This window comes from Sphingomonas adhaesiva, from assembly GCF_036946305.1.
In the GTDB taxonomy this organism is placed as follows: Bacteria; Pseudomonadota; Alphaproteobacteria; order Sphingomonadales; family Sphingomonadaceae; genus Sphingomonas; species Sphingomonas adhaesiva_B.
This window is the reverse complement of the sequence record NZ_JAQIJJ010000002.1, coordinates 514,057-528,901: the sequence shown is the minus strand read 5'-3', so window position 1 is coordinate 528,901 and position 14,845 is coordinate 514,057. Positions and strand designations below refer to the sequence as shown.

General features: G+C 68.7%; 13 protein-coding genes and 1 tRNA gene. 2 read left to right on the top strand and 12 right to left on the bottom strand.

The window, feature by feature from the left end:
* The first annotated feature begins 27 nt into the window (after positions 1-27).
* A tRNA-Gln gene (locus PGN14_RS02805) sits at positions 28-101 on the top strand.
* 141 nt (positions 102-242) lie between these two features.
* On the opposite strand, the gene pal is transcribed toward PGN14_RS02805, so the two are convergent.
* From pal to PGN14_RS02770, 7 genes are all read right to left on the bottom strand, one after another.
* Complete coding sequence (pal, locus tag PGN14_RS02800; RefSeq protein ID WP_335297879.1) at positions 243-767, bottom strand: peptidoglycan-associated lipoprotein Pal; 525 nt, start codon at positions 765-767, stop codon at positions 243-245.
* Between the two features lie 49 nt (positions 768-816).
* Positions 817-2,229: a Tol-Pal system beta propeller repeat protein TolB gene (gene tolB / locus PGN14_RS02795; RefSeq protein WP_443019437.1), complete on the bottom strand. Its 1,413-nt coding sequence runs from the start codon at positions 2,227-2,229 to the stop codon at positions 817-819.
* Complete coding sequence (locus PGN14_RS02790) at positions 2,229-3,200, bottom strand: cell envelope biogenesis protein TolA (protein ID WP_335297878.1); 972 nt, start codon at positions 3,198-3,200, stop codon at positions 2,229-2,231. The genes tolB and PGN14_RS02790 overlap by 1 nt, the downstream gene beginning before the upstream one ends.
* A gap of 4 nt (positions 3,201-3,204) precedes the next feature.
* Positions 3,205-3,636 carry a protein TolR gene (gene tolR, locus PGN14_RS02785; RefSeq protein ID WP_335297877.1) on the bottom strand — a complete coding sequence of 144 codons (432 nt, stop codon included), beginning with the start codon at positions 3,634-3,636 and terminating at the stop codon, positions 3,205-3,207.
* A complete protein-coding gene (tolQ, locus tag PGN14_RS02780) occupies positions 3,636-4,328 on the bottom strand; it encodes a protein TolQ (protein ID WP_335297876.1) in 693 nt (230 codons plus the stop codon). The genes tolR and tolQ overlap by 1 nt, the downstream gene beginning before the upstream one ends.
* The gene (gene ybgC, locus PGN14_RS02775) at positions 4,325-4,792 is read right to left on the bottom strand and encodes a tol-pal system-associated acyl-CoA thioesterase (RefSeq protein WP_443019436.1); all 468 of its coding nucleotides are present in this window, start codon (positions 4,790-4,792) and stop codon (positions 4,325-4,327) included. The genes tolQ and ybgC overlap by 4 nt, the downstream gene beginning before the upstream one ends.
* Positions 4,793-4,906: 114 nt before the next feature.
* Positions 4,907-7,219 (bottom strand): TonB-dependent receptor, encoded by a 2,313-nt coding sequence (locus PGN14_RS02770; RefSeq protein ID WP_335297875.1) that lies wholly within the window; start codon positions 7,217-7,219, stop codon positions 4,907-4,909.
* A gap of 112 nt (positions 7,220-7,331) precedes the next feature.
* Here PGN14_RS02770 and PGN14_RS02765 point away from each other — a divergent pair, with 112 nt between their 5' ends.
* Positions 7,332-7,961, top strand: coding sequence for a TetR/AcrR family transcriptional regulator (locus tag PGN14_RS02765; protein WP_335298040.1), 630 nt, complete (start codon positions 7,332-7,334; stop codon positions 7,959-7,961).
* Positions 7,962-8,000: 39 nt separating this feature from the next.
* Here the strand turns inward: PGN14_RS02765 and PGN14_RS02760 are convergent, their stop codons facing one another.
* The 5 genes from PGN14_RS02760 to fdhD form a co-directional block, all read right to left on the bottom strand.
* Entirely contained in the window at positions 8,001-9,200 is a 1,200-nt protein-coding gene (locus tag PGN14_RS02760; RefSeq protein ID WP_335297874.1) for an acyl-CoA dehydrogenase family protein, read from the bottom strand.
* A gap of 127 nt (positions 9,201-9,327) precedes the next feature.
* Positions 9,328-10,419: an acyl-CoA dehydrogenase family protein gene (locus PGN14_RS02755; RefSeq protein WP_335297873.1), complete on the bottom strand. Its 1,092-nt coding sequence runs from the start codon at positions 10,417-10,419 to the stop codon at positions 9,328-9,330.
* A 12-nt stretch (positions 10,420-10,431) separates the two neighbouring features.
* A complete protein-coding gene (locus tag PGN14_RS02750) occupies positions 10,432-11,220 on the bottom strand; it encodes an SDR family NAD(P)-dependent oxidoreductase (protein WP_335297872.1) in 789 nt (262 codons plus the stop codon).
* Between the two features lie 571 nt (positions 11,221-11,791).
* A complete protein-coding gene (locus PGN14_RS02745) occupies positions 11,792-14,056 on the bottom strand; it encodes an FdhF/YdeP family oxidoreductase (RefSeq protein ID WP_335297871.1) in 2,265 nt (754 codons plus the stop codon).
* Positions 14,057-14,063: 7 nt separating this feature from the next.
* A complete protein-coding gene (gene fdhD, locus PGN14_RS02740) occupies positions 14,064-14,834 on the bottom strand; it encodes a formate dehydrogenase accessory sulfurtransferase FdhD (RefSeq protein WP_335297870.1) in 771 nt (256 codons plus the stop codon).
* Positions 14,835-14,845 lie beyond the last annotated feature (11 nt).

Sequence of the window (14,845 nt, the reverse complement as noted above, 5' to 3'; positions counted from 1 at the left end):
CGATCCGTCCCATAGGCCCCGCCTCGTTGCCCGATCCTCTAATGGTAAGAGAGCGGACTCTGACTCCGTCAATCAAGGTTCGAATCCTTGTCGGGCATCCACCTTATTTGTGATCCGCATGCCAAAGAACCGCTTCCGCGATAGGAGGCGGTCCTTGCTGTTTGGAAACGCAGATCGCGGCGTACAACCGCACAACCCCTCCCCTGAAGGGGGAGGGGCTTTCTCTTCATGAAGGCAGCGGCTTAGCCGCCGTTGACGATCACCGTCACCGCGCGGCGGTTCTGTGCCCAGCTCGCCTCGTCCGACCCCAGCGCCACAGGGCGCTCCTTGCCGTAGCTGATCGTCGTGATCCGCGAGGGCGAGACGCCGCGCGCGGCGAGATAGTTCTTCGCCGCATTGGCGCGGCGATCGCCCAGTGCCAGATTATACTCGCGCGTGCCGCGCTCGTCGGCGTGGCCCTCGACCGTGATCGTGACGTTGGGATAACGCTGCAGCCATTCCGCCTGCGTGTCGAGGATCGCCCGCGCGGTGGCGTCGATGTCGTACATGTCGAGCCCGAACAGCACCGTGTCGCTCTGCGCCGACCGCTTGAAGTCCGCCGCGGAGCCGGGCGCGATGCCGCCGTTGGGATCGGCCGGCCCGGTCGTGGCGGGCGGCGGCGGCGTCTCGCCGGGCGCGGGCGGCAGCACTTCGGGCCGCTTCTTCGAACAGGCCGCGGTGGCGACCAGCGCGGTCGCCATCAGGATCGTCGTGGTCAGTCGTGCCATCGGTCTATCTCCCTACCGATTATCGAATCTCTCGCCCCCCTGAAACGTATCAGGGCCGCAACGGTCCCCATGCCGGGTCGGATCCGTCGAGCGGGGTCGGTATGCGGCGTTCGTTGACGCCGGTCAGGTCGACCATCCACAGGTCGGCCTTGCCGGCATTGCCCTGCCCCTGGCGGAAGAAGGTGAGGACGCGGCCATTGGGGCTCCACGACGGGCCTTCGTCCTGCCAGCTGTTGGTGAGCAATTTCTCGCCCGACCCGCTGGGGCTCATGATGCCGATACGGAACGCGCCCGCGATCTTCGTGAACGCGATCAGGTCGCCGCGCGGGCTCCATACCGGCGTGGCGTAGCGGCCGCCGCCGAAGCTGATGCGCTGCTGGTTGGAGCCGTCCGCGTTCATCACGTACAATTGCTGCCCGCCCGACCGGTCGCTCTCAAACACGATCTTCGACCCGTCGGGCGAGTAGCTGCCGCCGGTATCGATGCCGGGCGCCGTGGTCAGCCGCTGCGGCGTGCCGCCGCCCGCGGCGACGCGATAGAGGTCGGTATTGCCGCCGGTCGCCATGGAGAAGAGGATGAAGCGTCCGTCGGGCGAGAAGCGCGGCGCGAAGGTGGTGGCGACATTCTGCACCACCAGCCGCTGCCGCCCCGATCCGATGTCATAGACGTAGATCGCCGGCGCCTTCCCGACATAGCTCATATAGACGATCGACTGCTGGTTGGGTGCGAACCGCGGCGTCAGCACGATCGAGGAGCCCGCGGTCAGGAAACGGTGGTTGGCGCCGTCTTGGTCCATGATCGCCAGCCGCTTGATGCGGTTGCCCTTCGGCCCGGTCTCGCTGACATAGACGACGCGGCTGTCGAAATACGGCCCCTCCCCGGTCAGCCGGGTATAGACCATGTCGGCGCATTTGTGCGCGGCGCGGCGCCAGTCCGATGGCGGCACGACGAAGCCCTGCCGCGTCAGTTCGGCCTGCGCGAAGACGTCGTAGAGATAGCAGCCCACCGTCAGCGTGCCGTCGCCGTTGGCGCGGATATAGCCCTGCACCAGCGCCTGCGCACCCGATCCACCCCAGTAATCGAACGCCGGTGCGGTCACCTCCGGGAAGGTGATGCTGCGCAGTCGCGCGGGCGCCAGCGGGGTGAACAGCCCGGAGTTGCGCAGGTCGTTGGCGACGATCTCCGACAATTGCCGCCCGAGCTGGTCGGTCGAGCCCGCCGGGGTCTGCACCACCGCCTGCGTCGGCATCGGCGGAATCGCGATCGGCATCGGCGCGCTGATGCCGCCGGTCACATCCACCTCCAGCGGCGGCGGCGTCTGCCCGGCGGGGGTCGCGGCGGGCTGTGCCGCGCCCGCGGGCGGGCGCAGCGTCACCGGGGGCACGTCCTGCGCCAGCGCGGCCTGCGGAATGACGAGGGGGGCGACCGCCGCCGCGGCGAGAAGGAGGAACCGGGATCGCATCAGCGCAGCTTCCAATTATAGTTGATGTTGTTCCACCCCCCATTTGCGGTGGAATAATATTCTGCCGGCAGTTTCAACGGCGAACAGCCCTTGAACGCGGCGATGCCCAGGTCGACGACGCGCCGGGCATAGCGGCGGTTGTCGTCGTCCACCCCCGCCTGTCGCACGACGGTGGGCGTGGCGGCGAGCGTGCCGTCGCGGTTCAGCTTGAGGTTGAGCGTCGTCACGATCTGGTTCGCACCAGGGCCGGGATCGACCTGACGGTCGGCGCAGGGCTGGATCTGGCGCGCGATCGCCTGGACGATCGAGGCGAGCGCCTTGCCGTCGATCTTCGCCGCGGCAGGGGGCGCATCGCTATCGCGTGCCTTGCTCGGCTCCGCGGTCAGCCCCTTGAGGAAGTCGTCCCCCAGCCGGCTGCCGCGTGGACGCGTCGCGGTCGCGGTCTGGGACTTGCCGTTGCCCTTCGACGCGGCCGGTCTGGCCGCAGCCTTGCTGGCGGAAGAGGCGCTCTGCTGCTTGGCCGGGACCGGCTTGGCGGGCGCCTTCTCCGCGGCCGGGGTGGCGGGCTTGGGCTTGGCCTGTGGTGCCGGCTTGGGCGCCGGGGCAGGCTTGGGCGCTGGCTTCGCCGGTGCGGGTTTCGGCGGGGTCGGCTTGGGAGGTGCGGGTGCGGGCTTCGGCTCGGGCGCCGGGGCGGGCTTGGGGGCCGGGACGGGCGCGGGTGCTTCCTCCGGTGTGGGGGGCGGCGCTTCTTCGGGCTCGCCGACGTCGGGAGCGATCGCCTGCGACGGCTGCTCGGTCGTCGCCGGTGCCGCCGCCTCCAGTGCCACGTCTTTGACCAGACTGACCTCGACCGGGTTCGGCTTCAGCTTGAGCGGATTGGGCGTCTCCAGAAAGCCGACCGACAGCAACCCGAACAGGACGACATGCCCCGCGACGGCCCCCGCCAGCCCGATCTTCTCGGCCCGCTCCAACGCGTTATTCCTCGCCCACCGTCACCAGCGCGACACGATTCAGCCCGGCGGCGTTGAGCGCCCCCATGACGCGCATCACGCGGCCGTAATCCAACCCGCGATCGGCGCGCAGCAGCACCTGTGGCGGCTGGCCGGCGGGCGCACGCGCGACGATCCGGTCGAGCTGCTGCGACAGCGCGTCGGCGGACACCTCCTCCTTGGCGATGAAGATGCGGCCGTCGGCGTCCATCGAGATTTCGGTCGGCTGCTGGTCCTGATCCAGCGGCTTGGCGCGGCTGTCGGGCAGGTTGACCGGCACGCCCTGCGTCAGCAGCGGCGCGGTGACCATGAAGATGATGAGCAGCACCAGCATGACGTCGACCAGCGGCGTCACGTTGATGTCGGCCATCGGCGCGCGGCGGCCTTTCCCGCGCGCGGAAGGCAGGTGCATCGCCATCAGCGCTCGCCGTCGAGCTGGCGCGACAGCGTGGCGTGGAACGCGTCGGCGAAGCGCATCAGCCGCGCCTCGATGCGATTGATCGCGTGGCTGAAGCGATTGTACGCGATCACCGCGGGGATGGCCGCGAACAGTCCGATCGCGGTCGCGAACAGCGCCTCCGCGATGCCGGGCGCCACCACCGCCAGGCTGGTGTTCTGCGCGCTGGCGATCGAGGTGAAGCTGCGCATGATACCCCACACGGTGCCGAACAGCCCGACGAACGGCGCCACCGACCCGACCGTCGCGAGTACGTTGAGCCGGTCTGACAGCTGATCCACCTCGCGCGCCACCGCGGAGGCCATCACGGTGCCCAGCCGCTCGCGCACGCCCTCGCGATCGATGCGATTGCCGTGGGTGGAGCGGCGCCACTCGGTCACCCCCGCCTCCAGCACGCGCGCGGACGGCAGATCGGTCTGCCCCTTGGCGCGGAAGAAGGCGTCGATATCGTCGGCGGCCCAGAACTCGCGCTCGAACGCCTCGCTCGTCTTGCGCGTGCGGCCCAGCTTCACCCAGGAGGCGATGATGATCGCCCAGGTCCAGATGCTGGCGGCCAGCAGCCCCAGCATCACCGCCTTCACCACCCAATCGGCCTGGAGAAAGAGCGCGATCGGCGACAGCGTGGCGGCGTCGGTCTGCAATATCGGATTCAAGACGCTTCTTCCCCTTGGACCACAAGTCGGCGGAACAGATCGACCCAGGCCGCCGGCTGGCGCCGCGGGCGACCGTCCGCGCCCACCAGCGCCGCGGTCACGCGGGCATCGGTCAGCAATTCCCCGCCCCGCCTGACTGTCTGCTGAATGACGACGCTGGCGGCGCGCGCCTGCACCACGCGGCTGGTCACCAGCAGCGCATCGTCGAGCCGCGCCGGCGCGCGATAGCGGATCGCGAGATCGGTGATGGCATAGGCGCCACCGCCCGCCTCGAAGTGCGCGCGCTGGTCGATCCCCGCGACGCGCAGCATGTCGGAGCGAGCACGCTCCATGTATCTCAGATAGTTGGCGTGATAGACGACCGCCGACAGATCGGTGTCCTCGAAATAGACGCGCACGGGGAACAGGTGCACCGCGCCCTCGAAACGTCCCTGCGCGGGCTGGTCCTGACCGTCCGCCATCATCGCCGCGCTGTTAACCGATGGCGGCGGCCAGGGAAACCCCCGCGCCGGTCCCTAGCGTGGGCGACTTTGCCCTTCCTCGTCACCCCGGGCTTGACCCGGGGTCCCGCTTCCTGATCACCGTTGCAGAAGGAAGCGGGACCCCGGCTCAAGGCCGGGGTGACGGCGTAGCTTCAGGGCTGGTCGCGTCAGAAGCGCACCTCGAACGTCGCGGTCGCGGTGCGCGGCGGGCCGTAATAGCCGATGATCGAATTGCCGAAGAGCGCGCCGGGGAAGTTGTAGCCGCCGACGCGGGTAACGACGGTCGGTCAGGTTGCGCAGATTCATCGCCACGCGATAGCGCCCGTCGCCCGAAATCCAGTTGGCCGATGCGTTGACCAAAGCATAGCCGTCCTGGTCCAGCGCGGGCGTTGGAATCTCGAACAGCGTATAGTCGCTGCGCAACGTCACCTCCGGCGTGATCGAGATCGTGCCGCCGGCCAGGTCGGCCGAGGCGGTGAACGACGCGGCGGCGGTGAAGCGCGGCGTGTTCTGGAACACGCGCGCGTTGGAGACGTCGACCGGGGTCGTGCCGCCACCGATGAAGGTGAAGAACTCCAGATATTTGGCATGGGTGTAACCGAACGACGTCTGCGCCGAGAACCAGCGCGCCGGCACGATCCGCGCCTCCGCCTCGATACCGTAGATGTCCGCCTTGCCCGCATTGTCGACGAAGCTGGCGATCCCGCCCGCCAGGCTCGGCACCTGGATCGTCACCTGCTGATCGGTGTAGCGCGAATAGAAGCCGGCGAGGTTCAGGAACAGCGTGCGGTCGAGGAACGCGCCCTTCATGCCGACCTCGTAGCTGCTGATCTTCTCCGGCGCATAGCCGTTGACGGTGGTCGGCGTCAGCACCGCGTCGCCGCGCATGTCGAACCCGCCCGATTTGAACCCCTTGCCCCAAGAGGCATAGATGTTGAGATCCTGCCGCGGTTCGTAGCTGATCGAGATGCGCGGGGTGAACTGGTCGAAGCTGCGGCTGTTGGTGTAATCGGTGCGGATCAGCCCGGGCACCGCGGCGGCATTGCCGAACACCGGCGAGCGGATGCCGGTATAGTTGCGGCGGAAGACGGTGCCGGTCTTGTCGTCCTTGGTATAGCGCAGCCCCGCCGACACCTTCAGCCGGTCGGTCACGTCGAAGCTGACGTCCCCGAACGCGGCATAGCTCCGGGTCTTGACCGATCCCGAGGTCAGCGTGGTGGTGTTGAGCCCGCCGAGCACCGTGTCGAACGCGCCCGAGGCGCGGCCATCGAGGTAGTAGAGGCCGAACACGCCCTGCAACCGCTCGCCCTGGTAGAGCAATTGCAGTTCCTGCGTGAACTGCCAGTCCTCGTAATAGGCAGGCACGTCCAGCGTCGGCAGCGCGGTGTTGTCGAAATCGATCACCGTGTCGGTGCGCCCGTCGCGATAGGCGCTGATCGTCTTGAACGTCAGCGTATCGGACAGGCCGAATTCGCCGGTCAGCGACGCGCCCTGCGCCAGCACGCGATTGGTGTCGCCGATCCCCGCGCGCGTGTCGTACACGCTGGCGGTGGGCAGGTAGCGCACGTCGGTGCCGTTGGGCTGCAGCCGAGTGCCGTGGCGCGGGTTCGACGTGTCGAGCGTGCGGTCGCCTGCCAGCCGGACGAAGATGCGGTCGGTGGGCGACCATTCGGCGGAGACGCGGGCGGCCAGCACGTCCTTGTCATACTGGTCCGCGCCGGTGGTCAGGTTGCGCCCGAACCCGTCGCGCTTGTAGCGCGCTACCGCGGCACCGACCGACAGCGTGTCGGTGACAGGCAACGCGATCTGCCCGACGAGGTCCAACTGATTGTACGAGCCATAGGCGCCACGCACCATACCCGAGACGTCGTGCCCGAGCCGCTTGGTCACGTACTTGATCGCGCCGCCGATCGTGTTGCGGCCATACAGCGTCCCCTGCGGCCCGCGCAGCACCTCCACCTGCTCGACGTCGAAGATGTCGAGCACCGCACCCTGCGGCCGGGCGACATAGACGTCGTCGATGTACAGGCCGACGCCCGGCTCGAACCCCCATAAGGGATCCTGCTGCCCGACGCCGCGACTGAACGCGATCAGCGTGGAGTTGGAGCCGCGCGCGATCTGCAGCGTCAGATTGGGGGTCTTGTCCTGCAGCGCGGTGATGTCGACCGCGCCCTGCTTCTCCAGCAGGTCGCCCGACACGACCGACATCGCGATCGGCACGTCGATCACGCTCTCCGCGCGGCGGCGCGCAGTGACGACGATGTTGGCGTCGGTTTCCTCGCTGGCGGCGGTGGCGGTGTCCGGCGCCTGCGGCGCCTCGCTTGGCGGTGTCCCCTGCGCCGCCGCCGGTACGGACAGGATCGCGCTGCCCAGTAGCAGGATCGAACGGACGGACTTCGTGCAGCGCATCGCCAACCTCCCCTTTTTGCGGCAACGCCTCCCTCGGCTTGCCTGCATCGTCGGCACGTCATAATGAAAGTTGAACCGGCTTTCAACTTCGAGCTGGGGGAGAGGTGGCGTGATGGAACAGCCTGGCCCGGACGCCGCCCCGCACGAGCCGGCGGACAAGACGCCGCGCACCGAGCGTGGCCGTCGCACGCAGCGCGCGATCCTCGACGCGGCGGCGGCGGAATTCGGCGAGCGCGGCTTCCACGACGCCTCGATCAGCGGGATCACGCGGCGCGCGGGGGTGGCGCTGGGCAGCTTCTACACGTGGTTCGACAGCAAGGACGCGGTGTTTCGCGCCTTGGTCGCAGACATGTCGGCGCGCGTGCGCGATCATGTCGCGCCGGCGATCCGCGCCGCGCCCGACCAGATCGCGGCGGAGCGCGCGGGGCTGTTGAAGTTCCTGGAATTCGCGCGCGCGCACAAGGAGATCTATCGCATCATCGACGAGTCGGAGTTCGTCGATCCCGACAGCTTCCGCCGCCATTATGCGACCACCGCGGAGCAGATCGCCGCGCGGCTGCGCCGGGGGGCGGAGCGCGGCGAGGTGATCGCCGACGTGGGGGAGGTCCACGCCTGGGCGATCATGGGGATGAACGTCTTCCTGGGGCTGCGCTATGGCGTGTGGTCGACCGAGGAGGACGCCGCCGGCATCGCCGACGCGATCGCGGCGATGCTGGCGCGCGGGATCGGAATGCGACGGTAATTCCCGTCACCCCGGACTTGATCCGGGGTGACGGAGAGGTCAGCCCTTAAGGTCCTTGAACGCCGCATCCTTGTCGGTGCGGATCTCGCCGGGCAGGCCCAGCACGCGTTCGGCGATGATGTTCTTCAGGATCTCGTCTGTGCCGCCCGCGATGCGCAGGCCGGGCGCGTTCATCACCGCGGACTGGAACAGCCCCTTGAGCGGGGCGAGCGCGGGATCGGCGATGATGCCGAACTGGTCCTCCGCCTCGACCGCGGAATTGCCGATATCCTGCAACTGGTTGGCGGCGATGATCTTACCGATCGAGCTTTCGGGTCCCGGCGTCTGCCCGCGGCTGAGCGCGGTGATGGTGCGCATGCGGGTGTTGCGCAGCCCCTCCGACTGGACCCACCAGTCGGCCAGCTTCTGGCGGAAGGCGGGTTCCTTGAGCAGCGGCCCCTCCGCGGCGTCGATCTCGCGTGCCAGCTTCAGGATCTCCTTCGGCCCCGCCCCGCCGCCGCCGCCGACCGCGAGGCGTTCGTTCATCAGCGTGACCAGCGCCACCTTCCAGCCGGCATCGACCTCCCCCAGCCGCTGTGCATCGGGGATGCGGACGTCGGTGAAATAGACCTCGTTGAAGTTGGAGCCGCCCGACATCTGGTGGATCGGGCGGATCTCGACGCCGGGCGAGCGCAGGTCGAGCCAGAACATCGTCAGCCCCTTGTGCTTGGGCACGTCGGGGTTGGTGCGGACCAGCACGATGCCGTAATCGGAATAATGCGCGCCGGAGGTCCATACCTTCTGGCCGTTGACGACCCAGTCGTCGCCGTCCCTGACCGCGCGGGTGCGGATCGCCGCGACGTCGGAGCCGCCGGCGGGTTCGGAGAAGAGCTGCGACCAGATTTCCTCGCCGCGCAGCGCGGGGCCGACGAAGCGGTCCTTGGTCGCCTGGTCCGCGAACGCCATCACGGTGGGAACGCACATGCCCAGCCCGATCGTGAAATAACCGTATTGAACCGGGTGCTTGGCCTCTTCCTGCCCGAAGATCACCGACTGGATCGGGGTGCCGCCGCCGCCGCCCCATTCTTTGGGCCAGGTGATCTGCGCATAGCCGGCCGCGGCCTTGCGCGCCTGCCAGGCGCGGGCGGCGGCCATGTCGTCGGCATGGCCCTGCGCCTTATGCTCGGCGACGTTGGTGTCCAGCCAGTCGCGGGCGCGGGTGCGATAGTCGGCTTCCTCGGCGGTGTCGTTGAAATCCATGGACATATCCTCCTATCCGTTCGTGGTGAGGAGAGGCTGAGCCTGTCGAAGCCTCGTCTCGAACCACCGTCCTTCGAGACGGGCCTTCGACAGGCTCAGTCCCTCCTCAGGACGAACGGGGGTGCTGTTACGCGGCGTTGCGCTGTTCGAGCTGGGTGACCAGCCGCTCGCGCCAGGTGGATGGGGCGCCGGCGACCAGCGAGAGCTGGCGCGAGCGGCGGTAGTGGAGCTGGGGATCGGCCTCCCAGGTGAAGCCGATGCCGCCGTGGGTCTGGATATTCTCCTTCGAGGCGAACCAGTAAGCCTCGCTCGCCGCGACCCGCGCGGTGGCCGCCGCCAGCGGCAGTTCGGCCGCGCCGGCATTCAGCGCCCAGGCGCCGTAATACGCGTTGGACCGCGCGATCTCGTTCTTGACGTAGATGTCGGCCAGCTTGTGCTTGATCGCCTGATAGCCCGCGATCGGGCGACCGAAGGCTTGCCGGTCAAGGGCATAGGCCCTGGCCATCTCCAGCGCGCGATCGGCGCCGCCGAGCTGTTCGAAGGCGAGCAGGACGGCGGCACGGTCGAAGACCTGCTGCATCGCCGACAGGCCGTCCTCGTCGCCGAGCCGCTCCGCCTCGTTGTTGGCGAAGGTCAGGCGCGCGGCGCTCCGCGTCGGGTCGAGGGTCGTCAGCACCTCCGATTCGACCGGCCCCTCGACCAGATACAGGCCGTCCTTCGCCAGCACGATCAACAGGTTGGCGATGTTGCCGTCGGTGACGGGGATCTTGGTCCCGGTGATGCGGTTGTTGGCGACGGTCGTGCGGATGTTGCCGCTCGTCACCGGCCCGGGGCCTTCGGACGTGGCGAAGGCGCCGATCACCTCGCCCGCCGCGATCTTCGGCAGCCACCGCTCCTTCTGCGCCTCGCTGCCCAGCAGCAGCAGCGCCTCCGCGACGAAATAGACGGTCGAGGCGAACGGGATCGGCGCGACCGCGCGGCCCAGCTCCTCCGCCAGCGCGCACAGTTCGACATGGCCGAGCCCGAGCCCGCCATATTGCTCGGGGATCGCGGCGCCAAGCCAGCCCTGCTCCGCGACGCCGCGCCACAGCGCCTCGTCATAATGACGGCCCGCATCGTCGAGCACGCCGCGCACCACCTTCGTCGTGCATTTGGCGTCGAGGAACTTGCGCGCCTCGTCCTTCAGCATCTTCTGATCGTCGGAATAATCGAAGTTCATCGGGCCGACCCCTTATTTGGGCTGCATGCGGATGGCGCCGTCCAGCCGGACGTCCTCGCCGTTGAAATAGCTGTTGCGGATCATCTCCAGCGCGAGGCGGGCATATTCCTCCGCCATCCCAAGCCGCTTGGGGAAGGGCACCATCGCCGACAGCGCCGCCTTCACCTGCGGCTTGGCGCGGCCCAGCAAGGGCGTGTCGAAGATGCCGGGGAGGATCGTGTTGCAGCGGATGCCCTCGCTCGACAAGTCGCGCGCGACGACCAGCGTCATGCCGATCACGCCCGCCTTGGCGGAGGCATAGGCGACCTGCCCGACCTGCCCCTCCTCGCCCGCCACGCTCGCGGTGTTGACGATCGCGCCGCGGTCGCCGTCGTCGGTCGGGGGCAGCGTCATCATTCCCGCCGCCGCGCCGACGAGGCAGCGGAACGAGCCGACGAGGTTCAGCTCCAGCGTCTTCTGGTAATTCTCGATCGGGTACGGCTTGATCGCGCCGTCCTCCTTCGAGCGCGCCACGGTCTTGTTCGGGCCGCCGAAGCCGCCGCCGGCGCAATTGACCAGCACGCGCTCCTGCCCGTTGGCGGCGCGCGCGGTGGCGAAGCCGGCATCGACCGAGGCCTGGTCCATCACGTCGACCTCGCAATAGGTCGCGCCGATCTCCGCGGCGACCTGCGGGCCGATCTCCGCATTCTTGTCGAACAGCGCCACCTTGCAGCCGTGCGCGATCAGCGCCTCCGCGGTGGCGCGGCCGAGCCCGGAGGCGCCGCCGGTGACGATCGCCGCGATGTCGGGGCCTAGTTTCACGTCCCTCTCCTTTGATTCTCGCGGGGTTTTCGCCCCGTCGGGTCGGCGTAACATCTGTTATGGCAGGAGCGGGGTCAAGTGGGGTGTTGGGGGGTGTTCGTCACGGCGGACGTGATCTGGGGGTCGCTGTCATGGCGCCGTGGAGAGAAAGAAGCGGGACCCCGGCTCAAGGCCGGGGTGACGAAGTGGGTGGGGCGGCGGGGTGCGCCCCGTCATGCCGGGCTTGTCCCGGCATCCAGGCTGGTGTGCACGCAACATCGGTCAGGTGCGTGGAACCCTGGACCCCGGAACACGTCCGGGGTGACGAAGTGGGTGGGGCGGCCGAATGCGCACCCGTCATGCCGGACTTGATCCGGCATCCAACGTGCCGCGTAAGCTGACGCCGATGCGTTCGCGGTGGGATGGACCCCGGGTCAAGCCCGGGGTGACGGTAGGGGTGTGGCGACCGGATGCGCACCCGTCATGCCGGGCTTGTCCCGGCATCCACCGTGCCGCGTACCGTCGGGCCGGTAAGGGCGCGGATCGGTGGACCCCGGAACAGGTCCGGGGTGACGGTGCCGGCGGGCGGGCGTTACGCCACGATCCGCACCGGCACCGATTTCGCGGCGGGGACGTGGCTTTCGTCGGCGTGGTGCGACAGCGGGATCAGCGGGTTGCACTCCGGGTAATAGGCGGCGATGCAGCCCGGGGGCACATTGTATTCGACCACCGTCAGGTCGCGCACGCGGCGGTCCTGATTGTCCTGCGCGTCGGTGGCGAGCGTCACCTTCTGGCCCGCGACCACGCCGGCGCGCGCGATATCGTCGCGGTTCATCAGCACCACCTGACGCGTGCCGTTGATGCCGCGGAAACGGTCCGAATAGCCGTAGATCGTGGTGTTGAACTGGTCGTTGGAGCGCAATGTCAGCAGGCGGTAGCGGCCGTCCGCGGGCGCGAAGCCGGTGGCGTTCAGCTCCTGCGGCACCAGGAATTCGGCGCGGCCCGAGGCGGTGTCGAACTCGCGCCCCGCGGCCTTGTTGCCCTTCCAGAAACCCTGCGGCTCCTCTGCCAGCCGATCGTTGAAGCGCGCGAAGAAGTTGGGGAAGACCTTGGCGATCTCATCGCGGATCAGCGCATAGTCATCGACCCATTTGTCCCACGGCACCGCCGGGTTCGATGGCAGCAGGGCGGTCGCGATGCCCGCGACGATCGCGGGTTCGGAGAGGAGGTGCGGGCTGGCCGGTTCCACCTTGCCGAGCGAGGCGTGGATGACGCTGGTCGAATCCTCCACCGTCACGCGCTGTGGCCCGGTCGCCTGAAGGTCGCGCTCGATCCGGCCGAGGCAGGGCAGCAGCCAGGTGTCGCCGGCGGCGGGGATCAGGTGGCTGCGGTTCAACTTGGTCGCGATCTGCACCGACAGGTCGAGCCGCGCCCAGCCCTGCTCGACCAGTCCGGTTTCCGGCACCGCGCGCGCGAAATTGCCGCCGAGCGACAGGAACGCCTTCACCGTGCCGTCGATGATGCCGCGGCAGGTCTCGACCGTGTCGAGCCCCTTTTCGGTCGGCGGCGAGAAGCCGTAGATTTCCTTCAGCTTCTCGACCGGCGCGAGTTCGGTCTTTTCGGTGATGCCGACGGTGCGCTGCCCCTGGACGTTGCTGTGCCCGCGCACCGGGCACGGACCGGCGCCGGGCTTGCCGATGTTGCCGCGCAGCAGCAGCAGGTTGACCAGCATGCGGACATTGTCGACGCCCTTCACATGCTGGGTCAGCCCCATGCCGTAGATCGCGATCGTCGCCGTCGACCGCGCATAGGCGGCCGCCGCCTGCTCGATCGCGGCGCGGGTGAGGCCGGATTCGCGCTCGATCTCGTCCCATGACGTCGCGCGGACCTTGTCGGCGAAGGGCGCGAAATCGTGCGTGTGGCGGGCGATGAAGTCGTGATCGATCGCGTCATGGTCGAGCAGGTATTTCGCGATGCCGGTCATCGCGGCGATGTCCCCGCCGGCCTTCACCTGATGATATTGGGTGGCGATCGGGGTTTCCTTGCCCGTCGCCATCTCGATCGGGTTCTGCGGATCGGTGAACCGCTCCAGCCCGCGCTCGCGCAGCGGGTTGAAGACGATGATCTGCGCGCCGCGCCTGTGGACGCTGCGCAGCTGGTGGAGCATCCGCGGGCTGTTGGTGGCGACGTTCTGCCCGAAGTGGAGGATGCAGTCGCACGACTCGAAATCCTCGATCCGGGTGGTGCCGACGGGGACGCCGATCGCCGCCTTCAGCCCGACCGAGGTCGATTCGTGGCACATGTTGGAACTGTCGGGCAGGTTCTGGTTGCCGTAGAGGCGCGCCATCAGCTGCCACATATAGGAGGTTTCGAGGCTGGCGCGGCCGGAGGCGTAGAAGACGACCGACTTGGGGTTGAGCGGCTTCAATCGCGCGGCGATCGCGGCGAACGCTTCTTCCCATGGCGCGACGACATATTTGTCGCTGGCGCGGTCGTATTTCATCGGATGGGTGAGCCGTCCGGCTTCTTCCAGCCGATAGTCGCTCCAGGTGCGCAACTCGGAGAGCGTGTGGGCGCGGAAGAAGTCCGGCGTGACGCGCTGGCTGGTGATTTCCCATGCGGTCGCCTTCGCGCCATTCTCGCAGAATTCGGCGGGGTGCGGCGGGTGCGGCTTGGCCCAGGCGCAGCTGACGCAGGCGAAGCCGCCGGGCTTGTTCTGGCGCAGCAGCTCGGCCGAGGTGACCGCGGCGTTCTTCTCGCGCGGGATGATGTCGGCGAGCGAGCGGACCGAGCCCCAGCCGCCGGCGGGGCCGTCATAGGGCGTGAAATCGGGGCGATCGTCGTGCTGCTGGGTCATGGCGGTCCTAACGAACGGGATCGGAAAAGAGCACCGCGTCGTCGCGCGCGAGGCTGACGAGGGTGAGGCCCGCCGCGGCGGCGCGCGACAGCGCGAGATCGGTGGCGGCGGACACGGTGGCGAGCAGCGGACAGGCGGCGAGCGCGGCTTTCTCCACCAGTTCGTAGGAGCAGCGCGAGGAGAGGAGCGCGAAGCCGCCGTCCCAGGAGAGCCCCTGCCGCGCCATCGCGCCGATCAGCTTGTCGAAGGCATTGTGGCGGCCGACATCCTCGCGCGCGCAACGGATCGTGCCGTCCGCGGCGCACAGCATCGCGGCGTGCGCGGCGCCGGTGGCGGCGTTGAGCGGCTGGTGGGCGCGCATCTGCGCCAGTGCGGCGAAGATGGCGGTCGGCTCGACCGTGGCGGCGGGCACGCGGGGAAGCGCGCGGTGGACCGCGTCGAGGTTGTCCATCCCGCACAGCCCGCACGAACTGTCCGCGGTGCGGCGGCGGATGCGGTCGGCGAGCGCGGCGGCGCGTTCCGGCGGGACGGCGAGGCGCGCGACGATGCCCTGCGGCGTGGCATGGAGGTCGACCGCGGCGATCTGCGCGGCGGCATCGACGATGCGTTCGGACAGCGCGAAGCCGGTGACGAAATCCTCCACATCGGCGGGGGTCGCCATCATCACCGCATAGCCTAGGCCGTTGACCTCGATCGCCACGGCACGCTCCTCGATGACCGCGCGCGGGTGCGGCGTGGCGGTGCCGTCGGGGGTGAGGCGGCGGAAGGCATGCTCCATACCCTCTCCTG